This window comes from Microbispora sp. NBRC 16548, assembly GCF_030268985.1.
In the GTDB taxonomy this organism is placed as follows: domain Bacteria; phylum Actinomycetota; class Actinomycetes; order Streptosporangiales; family Streptosporangiaceae; genus Microbispora; species Microbispora catharanthi.
The window spans coordinates 94,186-107,486 of sequence record NZ_BSSF01000002.1; the positions used below are offsets into that span (position 1 = coordinate 94,186).

The window sequence follows — 13,301 nt, forward strand, 5'->3', positions numbered from 1 at the left end:
GAAAGGCGGGGCGTTGGACTACGACGTCGCGGTGATCGGGTCGGGGTTCGGCGGGAGCGTGACCGCGCTGCGGCTCACCGAGAAGGGCTATTCGGTCGGCGTCCTGGAGGCCGGCCGGCGGTTCGACGAGAAGACCCTGCCGAAGACCTCCTGGCGGGCCGGGGACTTCCTGTTCGCGCCCGCGCTCGGCCTGAAGGGCATCCAGCGCATCCACGTCCTGCGGGGCGCCAACGGCGTGATGGTGCTGGCCGGCGCGGGCGTGGGCGGCGGCTCGCTCGTCTACGCCAACACCCTCTACGAGCCGCTCGACCCGTTCTTCCGCGATCCCCAGTGGGCGCACATCACCGACTGGAAGGCCGAGCTCGCGCCCTACTACGACCAGGCCAGGCGGATGCTGGGCGTGGTGGACAACCCCACGGTCACCGCCGCCGACGAGGTGATGAAGAAGGTCGCCGAGCGGATGGGCGTCGGCCACACCTTCCATCTCGCCCCTGTCGGGGTGTTCTTCGGCGAGCCCGGCGTCGAGGTGGACGACCCCTACTTCGGCGGCGCGGGGCCGCGCCGCCGCGGCTGCACCGAGTGCGGCGAGTGCATGACCGGCTGCCGCCACGGCGCCAAGAACATGCTGATCAAGAACTACCTCTACCTGGCCGAGAAGGCCGGGGCGAAGGTCCACCCGGAGACCACCGTGACCGGTGTGCGGCCCATCGAGGGCGGCTACGAGATCACGGTGAGGCGAACAGGACCGTTCGGCCCCACCCGCACGCTGACCGCCGGACAGGTGGTCTTCGCCGCGGGGACGTACGGCACGCAGCACCTGCTCCACCGGCTCAGGGCCACCACACTGCCCCGGATCTCGCCCCGGCTCGGCGCGCTGACCAGGACGAACTCCGAGGCCCTGCTCGGCTTCGAACGCCTCACCACGAAGGGCGCCAAGCTCAACCGCGGCGTGGCGATCACGTCCTCGATCCACCCGGACGCCGAGACGCACATCGAGCCGGTCCGGTACGGCGACGGCTCCAACGCCATGGGACTGCTGCGCACGCTGCTCGTGGACGGGGGCGGGCGGGCGCCGCGCTGGCTGAAGTTCATCGGTGCGGCCCTGCGGCGGCCCCACCTGCTGCCCCGGCTGTTCAACCACCGGAGGTGGTCGGAGCGCACGGTCATCGCCCTCGTCATGCAGGCCAAGGACAACTCGATCACGCTCTCGCTCAAGGGCGGGAAGCTGCGGGCGGGCCCGGGCCACGGCGAGCCGAACCCCACCTGGATCCCCGCCGGGCACGAGGCCGTCCGCCTGGCGGCCGAGGAGATCGGCGGCCTTCCCGGCGGCTCCTGGCTCGATCTGTTCGACATCCCGGCGACGGCGCACTTCCTCGGCGGCTGCGCGATCGGCGACTCGCCCGAGACCGGTGTGATCGACCCCTACCACCGGGTCTACGGCTACGAGGGCCTGCACATCGTGGACGGCTCGGCCGTGTCGGCCAACCTCGGCGTGAACCCCTCGCTCACGATCACGGCCCAGGCCGAGCGCGCGATGGCGCTGTGGCCGAACAAGGGCGAGGCGGACCCGCGCCCCGCCCTCGGCTCCGCGTACATGCGGCTCGGGCCGGTCGCGCCCGTGCGGCCGGTGGTCCCCGCGTCGGCGCCGGGCGCGCTGCGCCTGCCGATCGTGGGCATCACGTCAGGGGGGACGGCAGCGGACGGCAGTGCACCACGTCGAGACGGGACACCGCGCGGGTGAGCGCCACGTAGAGCCTGCCCAGCCCGCGCTCCTCGGCCGCGACGATCTCGGCGGGCTCGGCCAGCACGACGTGGTCGTACTCCAGGCCCTTGCACAGGGTGGCGGGCACCATGGAGATCCGCACGGACGGGTCGGGCGTGGGGCCGTCGGCGACGGCCAGACCGGCGTCCGTGAGCGCGGCGCGCAGGCGGCCGGCCGACGCGTCGGCGGCGATGACGCCGATCGAGCCCTCGTGGCCGAGCGCCTCGACCACCGCCGTCACGACCGCCGGGTCGTCCCCGTGCAGCACCCGCAACCGGCCGTCGCGCCGGAATGACCGGGAAGGCGGCACGTCCACCGCGAGCTCGGCCAGCAGGCGGTTGGCGAGCTCGACGACGGCGGCGGGCGTGCGGAAACCGGTGGTGAGCGCCATGACCGCGGCCGCCGGCTTGCCCAGGTGCGCCATCTGCTCGCCCCAGTCGTGGGCGGCCCACGGGGTCGTGCCCTGCGCCAGGTCGCCGAGCACGGTGAGCGAGCCGTGCTCGCTGCGCCGGGCGACGGCCCTGCACTGCATCGGCGACAGGTCCTGCGCCTCGTCGACGATCACGTGGCCGTATCCCCGCGGGCGCTCGACAAGGCCGGCGAGCTCGTCCAGCAGGATCAGGTCGGCCGTCGTCCAGGAGGCGCTCCGGTAGGTGCGCGGCGGTCTCGCCCAGGTGATCGCCGCCCGCTCGGCCGTCGTGAGCACGCCCTCGGCGGCCTCAGAGCAATCGCTGAGCACCTCGAACAGCACCTCCTCGGGGCGTACGGCCGGCCAGAAGGCGTCCACGGCGGCGGCGACGGCCCGGGTGGTCCTGCGCGTCCACGCCGTGTCGATCGTCCGGCCGCGGGCCTCCGCCCGGCTCCGCACGAGTGACGCCACGCGGGCGATGACGCGCTCGCGGCCCACGCCGTACGGCACCGCCTCGTGCCGGGTCTCCTCGACCACTTGGCGCAGTTCGTCCTGCGAGACCCGCCAGCGAGAGGAGCCGTCGGCCACGGCGAGCGGCTCCGCGGGCTCGCGGACGCGCAGGTGGAGCGCCCTGCGCAGCACCTCGGCCATGCGCACGTCGTGCTTGACCACGGCGGCGTCCGTGCCGTCGATCCCCTTGACCGGGACCCGGGCGAGGAGCGCGTCCAGCGTGGTCTGTTCGACGTCGACCTCGCCCAGGGCCGGCAGCACGGCGGAGATGTAGCCGAGGAAGGCCCGATTCGGGCCGAGCACGAGCACACCGCCGCGCGACAGCCGCCTGCGGTGGGCGTAGAGCAGGTAGGCGGCGCGGTGCAGGCCGACGGCGGTCTTGCCGGTGCCCGGCCCGCCCTGGACGCACAGGGACTCCTCCAGGTCGGCGCGGACCAGGTCGTCCTGCTCCGGCTGGATGGTGGCGACGATGTCGCGCATCGGCCCGACCCGGGGGCGTTCGATCTCGGCCGTCAGGATCCGGCCCGCGCCGCCCAGATCCACGCCGAGGTTGAGGCGCTCGTCCTCGAAGCCGGTCAGCTCCCCGCCCGCCCAGCCGAAGCGCCGCCGTACGGCCACGCCCCGGGGATCCCGGGCCGACGCCTGGTAGAAGGTCCGGGAGACCGGCGCCCTCCAGTCGATCACCAGAGGCTGAGTGCCGCCGTCGGCGGAGACGTGGCGGCGGCCGATGTGGTAGCGCTGCCCCGCGTGCTCGCTCACGTCCGGGCCGAAGTCGAGGCGCCCGAAGAACGGCGGCCCTCCGTCGTCCTCGCCGAGCTCCTTCGCCAGGCTCTTCAAATGGCGGCCCAGCCGCTCGGCGCTGTAGCGGTCGCCCGCCACGGTCTCCCCGATGACCACGTTGTGCCTGGCGCCGTCCAGCATCCGGCGCAGGCCCTCCCTGCAGCGTTCGACGTACGCCTGTTCCTCCTCCAGCGGGGTCATCCGCCGTCTCCTTCCCCCGGTCGCCGTAGGGGCATGGAACAGCAACTCGATTAAAAATGCAACCGGGTTAACTTTTCTTGGCAATGCTGCTAGCCTGTGCGCATGGTCGAGGGGTTGCGGACGCGGAAGAAGGAGCGGACCCGCCGGGCCATATCCGAGGTCGCGATCGCGATGTTCCTGGAACACGGCTTCGACCGGGTGGGCGTGGCCGAGATCGCGGCCGCGGCGGAGGTCTCCAAGCCCACGCTGTTCCGGTATTTCCCCTCCAAGGAGGATCTGGTCCTGCAGCGGATCGCCGACCACAGGGGAGAGGCGGCGGCCGTGGTGCGCGCCCGCCCGGCCGGGCGGACCCCGCTGGACGCGCTGCACGACGCCTTCATGGCCGGGCTGGAGGCCCGCGAGCCGACCACGGGCCTGTGTGACCATCCGGCGGTGCTGGCCTACCACCGCCTCGTGTTCGACACCCCCAGCCTGGCGTCCCGCGTGGCCGAGTACGCCGCGGCGGACACGGAGGCGCTGGCGCAGGCGATGAGCGAGGCGGCGGGTCCCGCGCCCGGCGCTCCCGGGAGCACGTCCCATCCCGTGCCGCGCCTGACGTCGCGCCTGGTGGCCGCGCAGTACGTCGCCGTCCGGCAGATCCTGGCCAGGGACAACTACGCGGCGCTGGCGTCCGGCCGGACGGCGGACGAGGTGTACGGCGAGGCCGTCGCCGCCGCCGGCACCGCCTTCGAACTGCTACGGCACGGCGCGCGGGCGCACGGCCTGTGACCCATCGCCAAGATCGCTGAGGCGGTCTACGCTCGACGGGTGCAGACCGAGGGGCCCAGCGGGACCGCGCTCCACACGGCGGCGGCGCGCGCCGCGCACCTGATCGTCGACGGGGAGCCGGTCGTCTTCCGCGACCCCTTCGCGTACGCCCTGCTGGGCGAGTGCGCCGAGCACTACGTGCGCCCGCACCGCGAGATGGCGGACCACCCCGTCCTCGCCGGGCTGCGCGCGGCCGTGGTCACCCGAGGCCGCTACACCGAGGACCGCCTGGCCGGCGCAGCACGGCGGGGCGTCCGCCAGTACGTGATCCTCGGCGCGGGGCTGGACACCTACGCCTGCAGGTCGGCCTCAGGCCCTGTCGAGGTCTTCGAGGTGGACCACCCGGGCACGCAGTGCTGGAAGCGGGAGGCGATGGCGCGTGCGGGCCTCCCGGCGCCACACCGCCTCACGTACGTCCCCGTGGACATGGAGGCCGGGGAGTGCCCCGTCGACCGGCTCGTCGCGCACGGGTTCGACCTCGCCCGGCCGGCGTTCGTGAGCTGGCTCGGCGTGACCGTCTATCTCACCCGCGAGGCCGTCGCGCGTACGCTGGCCGGGCTCGGCCGCCTCGCCCCCGGCAGTGAGATCGTCGTGGACCACCTGCTGCCCGAGGCCCTGCGCGGCCCGCGTGCCCGGGCGTACGCCGAGGCCCTGATGCCGCTGGTGGCGGGCGGCGGTGAGCCCTGGCTGACGTTCCTGAGCCCGCGGGAGGCGGCGGACCTGCTGGAGGAGCACGGCTTCGAGGTGGTCGAGCAGGTGCCGGAGTGCGACGCCGCCGGCCCCGCCCTCCGGGAGCGTCCGGACGCCCTGGCCGGCAGCGGGATCTCGGTGATCACCCACGCCCGCCGGAGGGCCTGACGAGGTCAGCCCCCGGCGCCGGGTGAGCGCAGGGCCTCGCGGCAGGTGTTGTCCCGGACCACGGCGAGCAGCGAGCAGAGCGTCTCCACCTGTTCCGGCGTCAGGCCGCGCGCCAGTCTCCGGTGGACCTCCTCCTCGATGCGGCGAAGTCTCGGGCGCAGGGCGTCGCCCTTCGGAGTCGTGCTGACGATGCTGAGGCGCCGGTTCGTGGCGCACGGCGAACGGCTCACCAGGCCACTGCGCTCCAGGCGCTGAAGGGTCTTGGTCATCGTGGACATGTCGATGCCCAGCTTCGCCGCCAGCTTGTTCTGGAACTGCGGGCCGTGCGCCCACAGCACGTTGAGCACGCGGTCCTGTCCCGGATAGAGATCGATCTCCGCCAGCAGGGCGCCCAGCAGGACCCGGTGCCCCAGCGAGGCCGTGGCCATCAGGCAGCCCAGCGAGTCCTCGACGTCCACGGGCGGCGCGGGGCGTTCCGAGGCGTCCGCGGGGCATTCCGGGGCGTCCTGGGCCGGCGACTCCACCCTCTCCACCATGGGGACCTCCTTACCCGGTCATCGTACCCTCTGTATATTGGTCGGCCAAGTTTTGGGCCGGCGCCGGCTGCGGCACGCCCGGGCGGGCAGCGTCACCGCGCCGATAGACTGGCGTTACCGCCTCGCTGCCTTCATGGGGGTCCTTTCCAGTGTCTGAGTTCGACACGGTCCTTGTCGTGGACTTCGGCGCGCAGTACGCGCAGCTGATCGCGCGACGGGTGCGTGAGTGCCACGTCTACTCCGAGATCGTCCCGTCGTCGATGCCGGTGTCGGAGATGCTGGCCAGGAAGCCCAAGGCGATCATCCTGTCCGGCGGCCCTTCGTCGGTGTACGCCGAGGGTGCCCCGCCGGTTCCCGACGGCCTGTTCGAGACCGGGGTGCCGACCTTCGGCATCTGCTACGGCTTCCAGGCAATGGCCCGGGCGCTCGGGGGCGAGGTCGCCAGGACCGACTCCGCCGAGTTCGGCGGGACCGCGCTCAAGGTCCTCCAGGAGGGCCTGCTGTTCGCCGGCCTGCCCGTCGCGCAGACCGTCTGGATGTCCCACGGCGACTCCGTGGTCGGCGCCCCCGCCGGGTTCGCCGTCACCGCCGCCACCGCCGCCACCCCCGTCGCCGCGATGGAGGACCCCTCGCGCGGCCTCTACGGCGTGCAGTTCCACCCCGAGGTGCTCCACTCCGAGCACGGCCAGCAGGTGCTCAAGCACTTCCTCGAGGCGGCCGGCTGCCGCCCCTCGTGGACCATGCTCAACATCGTCGAGGACGCCGTGAAGGCCGTGCGCGCCCAGGTGGGCGACGGCCGGGCGATCTGCGCGCTGTCGGGCGGCGTCGACTCCGCCGTCGCCGCCGCGATCGTCCAGCGGGCCATCGGCGACCGGCTGACCTGCGTCTTCGTCGACCACGGGCTGCTGCGCAAGGGCGAGGCCGAGCAGGTCGAGCGCGACTTCGTCGAGGTGACCGGCGTCAAGCTGCGCGTCGTGGACGCCTCCGAGCGCTTCCTCAAGGCGCTGTCGGGCGTCACCGACCCGGAGGAGAAGCGCAAGATCATCGGCCGGGAGTTCATCCGGGTCTTCGAGGACGAGCAGCGCGCGATCCTCGCCGACGGGCCGGTGGACTTCCTCGTGCAGGGCACGCTCTACCCCGACGTGGTCGAGTCCGGCGGCGGCACCGGCACCGCGAACATCAAGTCGCACCACAACGTGGGCGGCCTGCCCGAGGACCTCAAGTTCGAACTGGTCGAGCCGCTGCGCACGCTGTTCAAGGACGAGGTGCGGCGGGCCGGCGAGCAGCTGGGCCTGCCCGCGGCGATGGTCTGGCGCCAGCCGTTCCCCGGGCCCGGCCTCGGCATCCGGATCATCGGCGAGGTCACCCGCGAGCGCCTCGACCTGCTGCGCGAGGCCGACGCCATCGCCCGCGAGGAGCTCACCCGCGCCGGTCTCGACCGCGACATCTGGCAGTGCCCGGTCGTGCTGCTCGCCGACGTCCGCTCGGTCGGCGTGCAGGGTGACGGCCGCACCTACGGCCATCCCGTCGTCCTGCGGCCGGTGACCTCCGAGGACGCCATGACCGCCGACTGGGCGCGGGTGCCGTACGACGTGCTGTCGCGAATCTCCACCCGGATCACCAACGAGGTCCGGGAGGTCAACCGGGTGGTCCTCGACGTGACGAGCAAGCCGCCGGGCACCATCGAGTGGGAGTGACCGCGGATCATTGATCGGGGATCGGTAAGCGGGGATCAATGAGTGGGGATCAATCGGAATGATCCCGGCCGTGCCGGATAGAGTGGCGCGGTGTGATTGCCACTCACCCCGTCACCGATCGGTCAGGTGCGAAGGTCACCCGGCTCGCGTGGCTCGACGCCCTGCGGGGGATCGGCGCGCTGGCGGTGGTCGCCGAGCACGCGCTGCCCTGGCTCATGCCGTCGCTGCGTCCCTACTGGTTCAGCCTCGGCATGTACGGCGTGCTGGTCTTCTTCCTGGTCAGCGGGTACATCATCCCCGCGTCCCTGGAGAAAAGGGGCGACGTCGGAGCGTTCTGGGTCAGCCGGGTGTTCCGGCTTTACCCGCTCTACCTGCTGGTGATCGCCGCCGTGCTCGTCATGGCGTTCTGGGTTCCGGTGCGCCAGGAGGTGCCCCGGCATCCGTCGGCCGTGGCCGCGCACGTGAGCATGCTGCTCGACGTCGTCCACACCGGCGCCCTGGCCGACCCGATGTGGACGCTGTCGTACGAGATGGTGTTCTACCTGCTGGTGACCGCGCTGTTCGTGGGCGGGGCCCACCGGCGCAGCGGGACGCTGGCGATCGCCTTCGGCGTCGTGGCGGTCGCCGCCGGGCTGGTGCTGTCGGCGCCGCTGCTGCCGGGGCCGTGGCCCGCCGTCGCGGCCTGCGTGCTGTTCCTCGCCGGTCTGGCCTGCCTGATCACCGGCCGGTTCCGTACGGTCGCGGCGTACGCGCTGGGCCTGATGGCGCTCGTGCTGCTCGTGTTCGGCAGCTTCGTGCCGTGGTTCGGGGCGGCCATCCTCGCGGTGATGTTCACGGGGACGGCCCTGTACCGCTGGGAGCGGGGCACGGGCGGGCTCGGCCCGGTCGTGGCCGCGGCGGCCCTGGTGGCCGCCGCGCCGGTGTGGTCGATCCAGGCGGGCTGGTGGTGGGTGCAGCCCGACGTGTGGATCACCACCATCGTCCTCGCCGGCGGGACGTTCGCCCTCGGCATGGTGCTGCGCGGGCGGCGCGTCCCCGGCGTGCTGACCTGGCTCGGCCTGATCAGCTACTCGGTCTACCTGGTGCACCACCCGCTGCTCAAGTATCTGAACGCGCTCGCCGGCGACCTTCGGTCGCTCACGCCGACCGGCCAGGCGGCCGTCGCGCTCGGCTATCTCGTGGCGCTGCTCACGCTGAGCTGGCTGACCTATCGCTTCGTGGAGGCGCCGGCCCAGGCGCTGGGCCGCAGGATCACTCGACGGCGGTCGTCGTCTCCATCCCCGACCGGTCGGGATATACCTGTCCCGGGGTGAGCTCCTGGCCCTCGAGCAGGGTGGACACCGTCACGAAGCTGTAGCCCTCCGCGCTCAGCGTCTGGAGCACCTCGGGCATCGATTCGACGGTCTCCTTGATGGTCTCGTGCATCAGCACGACCTCGCCCTCCCCGGCCACATCCAGGGCCCGGTTGGTGAGAAGGTCCACATGCCGGTAATCCTTGATGTAGTCCTTCGTGGCGGTCGTGCCGGGCACCTGGATGAGCCCGAACTTGGCGGTGATCTCCTCCACGCCGCCGTTGCGCAGCCCGCCCGGCGCGCGGAAGAGCTTCGGCGTCTTGCCCGTCGTCTTCTGGATCAGCCGCTGGGTGTCGCCGATCTTCTTGTTGATCTGGGCGTACGTCAGCTGGGTCAGATAGCTGGCGTCCCACGAGTGGTTGCCGATCTCGTGGCCCGACTTGGCGATCTGCTGAGCGAGCTTCGGGTGCTTCTTCACCTCGGTGCCGATGAGGAAGAACGTCGCCTTCGCCTTGTAGGTGGCGAGGGTCTTAAGCAGGGTCTGCAGGTACGGCCCCGGACCGTCGTCGAAGGTCAGGGCGATGCATTTGTGGGTCGCGCAGTACGGTTCATCGGTCCCGCGAGCCTGCGCAGGGGTGGCGGCGGCCGCGGCGAGGGCGCACGCGACGGCCAGAGGGATCAGACGACGTACAGCCATGGGGTACTCCTCGGGGGGATCTATAACGCGGCATCGTAACGTGCTCCGCGTAACTTCCTCCTCTTCAGTCCGGTTTCGTACTGACCACAAACCTTCGTCCACCTGGGACGGGAGCGATTAAACCTTCGGCCAAGGAAGGGACTAAGGCTGCTCCCTCGCGAGTGCGGTTCGCGATGCTGGGCCGGTCGGAAGAGGAACCGGGCAGCGTGAGGAGGGCGGGTGACGCGAACCGCCACCCGGTCGGCGTGGGGGACGTGGATCGGGTTCGAGTCCTGTCCCGCGCTGCTCGGCCGCCTCGTCGAGGGCTTCGCCGGTCCCTGGATCCCGCTGGAGGACGTTCCCGTCCCCGATCTCTCGACAGCTCCGGTGGGCGACGCGGAGGCGAGCCCGGACGCGGCAGGGGAGGCGGTACGGGACGCGGCGCCGGACGGAACCGGCGCGACCGCATGCGTCGTGCTCGCCGCGCGGTCGCCGGCCGACCTGCGCAGGGCGGTACCGCTGCGCGGCCTGCTGCCCACGGCGACGCGGGTGCGCGTCGCCGTCGCCGACGTGCCGCCCTGGGCGGCCCAGCCGCTGCCTGTCGCCGCTCCGGGCGCCTGCTGGCGGCACCTGACCGACATGCGGGTCTCCCGCCGGGGCCGCGGCTGGCATCTGGAGGCCGCCTTCACCGAGCCGGTGCCGGCCGGTGACGTCGTGGCCCACGTCGCGAACGGCCTGTTCGGCGGATGCGCGGCGGCCACTCCTGTTGCGGGACTGGAGGGCGGTGTCACGGCCGACTGGCGGCCCGGCGACCCCAACGTGACGCTGTCGCCGCCCGGCGGGCCGGTGCCGGACCGCCGCGACGCCCCGGGCTGCGACCTGCCGCTGCGCCGGGCGGAGGCGGACGGCCCTGTGATCGCGGTTGCCGGCTCGGTGGTCGCCGGCTCTGACGGCTTGCTGCCGCCGCTGGACGAGGCCGTGGTCAACCCCATCGGATTCCGCCAGCATCCCTCGCAAGGGATGGCGGCGCTCGCCGCGCACCGGGACGGGTTCGTCGTCACCCTCGGCGGGAACATGCTCGTACGGCTTCCGGCCTCTGGACGGGTCACGGACGTGGACGTCGCCCGCCTGCGGGACGTGCGCGGGATCGAGGTGCCCGCGCTCGACCCACAGGCAGGGGAGGGGCGGGCGCGTGAGGTCGCCCGCGTCGTGGCCGCCCTCTCGGCCGCCGGGATCCCGGTGCTCGCCGCGCCAGATCCCGCCCGCGACCGGGTGCTCGGCCCCGCCCTCGCCGCCGCGCTCGCCGCCGTGACCGGGGAGGCGCTCGTGTCCGACCTGCGCCGCGAGGAGCTGAGCATCCGGCTGCGCAGGGCCGCGCTGCGCGAGCACGGAGCCGTCGCCCGCTGGCGGCGTCTGGCCCTGGCCGCCGGCCTGCCGGTGCCGCCGGACCCGAGGGTCTCGATCCTGCTGTGCACGCGCCGCCCGGAGATGGTGCCGTTCGCGGTCGAGCAGATGGAGCGCCAGCGCGGCGTGAGCGCCGAGCTGATCGTGGGGCTCCACGGCTTCACCGCGCGGGAGGCGGCGATCCCCCGCACGCGGCTGCCGGTCACCGTGATCGAGGCTCCCGCCGCGATGCCGTTCGGGGAGGTCCTGAACCGGACGGCGGCCGTCGCCTCCGGCTCGTACCTCGCCAAGGTGGACGACGACGACTGGTACGGGCCCGACCACCTCGCCGACCTCCTGCTCGCCCGGCGCTACAGCGGCGCCGACCTCGTCGGCTCGGCCGCGGAGTTCGTCTACCTGGAGCCGCTCGACGTGACGATCAGGAGGTGCATCGGCACCGAGCGGTTCGCGCCGCTGGTGGCCGGGGGCACGATGCTGGTCACCCGGGCGGCGTTCGAGGCGGCCGGCGGCTTCCGGCCCCTGGCGAGGACCGTGGACGGTCAGTTGCTGCAGGCGGTTGAGGCCGTCGGCGGCCGGATCTACCGCACCCACGGCCTCGGCTACGTGCTGCGCCGCCGCAGCGCGTACGGCCACACCTGGCGCCAGCCCGTGCAGTCGTTCCTCGCGTCCTACCAGGAGCAGTGGCGCGGGCTGGTCTTCAACGAACTGATGGAGGACGGTGCCCGATGGCGGGCGGAGGTGAGGACGTGACGGGGGCTACGCGCATCCCGCTCAACGACTACGGGGTGCTCGGAGAGCCGCCCGCGCCGGGGGAGTGGACCCCCACGCTCACGGTCAGCGTGGTGATCCCCGCATACCGCGCGGAGCGCACGCTGCCGCTGACGCTGGCCAGCCTGGCCCGGCAGACCTACCCGGCCCACCTCATGGAGGTCGTGGTGGTGGACGACGGCGATCGGCCCATGGAGCCGCCGCCCGAGTCGTCGGCCGGGCCGCTGCCGGATCGGCTGCGGGTGGTACGCCCGCGCGGTGGGGCGTGGGGGAGGGCGAGCGCCTGCGCGGCGGGGGCGGAGGCGGCCGAGGGCGAGGTGATCCTCTACCTGGACGCCGACCTCGTGCTGTTCCCCGAGCACGTGGAGGCCCAGATGCGCTGGCACCACCTGGCCGACTACCTGGTCGTGCTCGGGCACCTGCGGTTCGTGCCCGGCCTCGACGAGGTCCCGGCGAGCGAGGTGCTCGCGGCAGTCGAGGCGGGTGCGGTGCCCAAGCTCTTCGCCGAGGAGGACGCCACGCCGCAGTGGACCGAGCGGCGCTGGGACCAGACCGACGACCTGCGGGCGGCCGGTTTCAGCGCGTTCTCCGTCATGGTCGGGGCCACCGCGTCGGTGCCCGCCCGCCTGCTGCGCGCCGCAGGAGGGCTGGACGCCTCGCTGGTCCTCGGCGAGGACACCGAGCTCGGCTACCGGCTGGCCCAGGCGGGGGCCGTGTTCGTGCCCGACCGCCACAGCCGGTGCTGGCACCTCGGCCGGTCCACCGTCATGCGCCGCGAGCCCGACGTGAAGCGGCACAACTGGCCCCACCTCGCCGAGCGCGTCCCGAGCTTCCGCTGGCTGCGCAGGCACCCCCACCGCACCTACCTCGTGCCGTACGTCGAGGTCGTGGTCGAGGTGGGAGACGCGTCGTTCGAGGAGGTCAGGGCGACCGTCGACGCCGTGCTCGCCGGGCGGCTGCCCGACGTGCGGGTGACGGTCGTCGGGCCGTGGGGACGGCTCGGCGGCGGGCGGCGGGACCCGCTCGGCGACCCCTCGCTCGACCTGCGCCTGGTGCTCGCGTGCTACCAGGGCGAGCCGCGCGTGCGGTTCCGCGAGGCCGTGCCGGACGACTGCTTCCCCGTGCCGTTCCGCTTCCACTGCCCGCCCGGCTGGGTGCCGTCGCGCGGCACCATCGGGTCGGTGGTCAAGCACGCCGACCGGCAGCGGCTCGGGATCGTCTCGCTCGCGCTGGACGAGCGCGAGGACGGCCGCGTCGTGCACGCCCGCCTGGAGCGGACCGCCGCGATGAGCCGCGCCCGCCACTGCGCGGGGCCGGGGGACGACCTCGGCGACCTGGTCCACGAGATGTACGGCACGGTGTGGGACGCGGGCGACAAATGGGGGTTCCTGCCCGCCGCGCTCGCCGCGACGACCGCCCCGCCGGTGCCCGGCCGCGCCTGGACGGACGCCCCCGGAGATGCCGGGGCCGCGAGGGCGCTCCGCAGTCCCCGCCACCAGGGCCGGCTGAGCCTCTCCGGGCCCAGGCGGCTGCGCCGCACCGCCCGGCTGCTCCGCAGGCGCCTGCGCGCGCTCGTGCGCCCGGCCTGAGCCGCGCGTGTT

The 13,301-nt window shown here is 73.2% G+C and carries 10 protein-coding genes; 7 read left to right on the plus strand and 3 right to left on the minus strand.

Annotated features, from left to right (window positions below; all coding sequences use genetic code 11):
* Positions 1-13: 13 nt before the first annotated feature.
* On the plus strand, positions 14-1,741 hold the full coding sequence (locus QSK36_RS04935) for an FAD-dependent oxidoreductase (RefSeq protein WP_285781489.1): 1,728 nt from the start codon (positions 14-16) through the stop codon (positions 1,739-1,741).
* On the opposite strand, the gene QSK36_RS04940 is transcribed toward QSK36_RS04935, so the two are convergent.
* On the minus strand, positions 1,677-3,662 hold the full coding sequence (locus tag QSK36_RS04940; protein ID WP_285781490.1) for a HelD family protein: 1,986 nt from the start codon (positions 3,660-3,662) through the stop codon (positions 1,677-1,679). The genes QSK36_RS04935 and QSK36_RS04940 overlap by 65 nt on opposite strands.
* 102 nt (positions 3,663-3,764) lie before the next feature.
* Here QSK36_RS04940 and QSK36_RS04945 point away from each other — a divergent pair, with 102 nt between their 5' ends.
* Positions 3,765-4,430 (plus strand): TetR/AcrR family transcriptional regulator, encoded by a 666-nt coding sequence (locus QSK36_RS04945; protein ID WP_285781491.1) that lies wholly within the window; start codon positions 3,765-3,767, stop codon positions 4,428-4,430.
* 39 nt (positions 4,431-4,469) lie between these two features.
* The gene (locus tag QSK36_RS04950) at positions 4,470-5,327 is read left to right on the plus strand and encodes a class I SAM-dependent methyltransferase (RefSeq protein WP_183534352.1); all 858 of its coding nucleotides are present in this window, start codon (positions 4,470-4,472) and stop codon (positions 5,325-5,327) included.
* 5 nt (positions 5,328-5,332) lie between these two features.
* Here QSK36_RS04950 and QSK36_RS04955 read toward each other — a convergent pair whose 3' ends face one another.
* Positions 5,333-5,863 (minus strand): MarR family winged helix-turn-helix transcriptional regulator, encoded by a 531-nt coding sequence (locus QSK36_RS04955; RefSeq protein ID WP_285781492.1) that lies wholly within the window; start codon positions 5,861-5,863, stop codon positions 5,333-5,335.
* Positions 5,864-6,012: 149 nt separating this feature from the next.
* Here QSK36_RS04955 and guaA point away from each other — a divergent pair, with 149 nt between their 5' ends.
* Complete coding sequence (gene guaA, locus QSK36_RS04960) at positions 6,013-7,560, plus strand: glutamine-hydrolyzing GMP synthase (protein WP_285781493.1); 1,548 nt, start codon at positions 6,013-6,015, stop codon at positions 7,558-7,560.
* 92 nt (positions 7,561-7,652) lie between these two features.
* A complete protein-coding gene (locus QSK36_RS04965) occupies positions 7,653-8,873 on the plus strand; it encodes an acyltransferase family protein (RefSeq protein ID WP_285781494.1) in 1,221 nt (406 codons plus the stop codon).
* Here the strand turns inward: QSK36_RS04965 and QSK36_RS04970 are convergent.
* Positions 8,812-9,549, minus strand: coding sequence for a polysaccharide deacetylase family protein (locus QSK36_RS04970; RefSeq protein ID WP_285781495.1), 738 nt, complete (start codon positions 9,547-9,549; stop codon positions 8,812-8,814). The genes QSK36_RS04965 and QSK36_RS04970 overlap by 62 nt on opposite strands.
* 219 nt (positions 9,550-9,768) lie before the next feature.
* Here QSK36_RS04970 and QSK36_RS04975 point away from each other — a divergent pair, with 219 nt between their 5' ends.
* Together QSK36_RS04975 and QSK36_RS04980 are read left to right on the plus strand one after the other, a co-directional pair.
* Positions 9,769-11,682, plus strand: a complete 1,914-nt coding sequence (locus QSK36_RS04975; protein ID WP_285781496.1) for a glycosyl transferase family 2 — start codon at positions 9,769-9,771, stop codon at positions 11,680-11,682.
* Complete coding sequence (locus QSK36_RS04980) at positions 11,679-13,289, plus strand: glycosyltransferase family 2 protein (protein WP_285781497.1); 1,611 nt, start codon at positions 11,679-11,681, stop codon at positions 13,287-13,289. The genes QSK36_RS04975 and QSK36_RS04980 overlap by 4 nt, the downstream gene beginning before the upstream one ends.
* The last annotated feature ends 12 nt before the right edge of the window (positions 13,290-13,301 follow it).

Coding starts and splice junctions, on each gene's coding strand:
- QSK36_RS04940 (WP_285781490.1), bottom strand. CDS start 3,662: ATGACCCCGCTGGAGGAGGAACAGGCGTACGTCGAACGCTGCAGGGAG.
- QSK36_RS04970 (WP_285781495.1), bottom strand. CDS start 9,549: ATGGCTGTACGTCGTCTGATCCCTCTGGCCGTCGCGTGCGCCCTCGCC.
- QSK36_RS04955 (WP_285781492.1), bottom strand. CDS start 5,863: ATGGTGGAGAGGGTGGAGTCGCCGGCCCAGGACGCCCCGGAATGCCCC.
- QSK36_RS04945 (WP_285781491.1), top strand. CDS start 3,765: ATGGTCGAGGGGTTGCGGACGCGGAAGAAGGAGCGGACCCGCCGGGCC.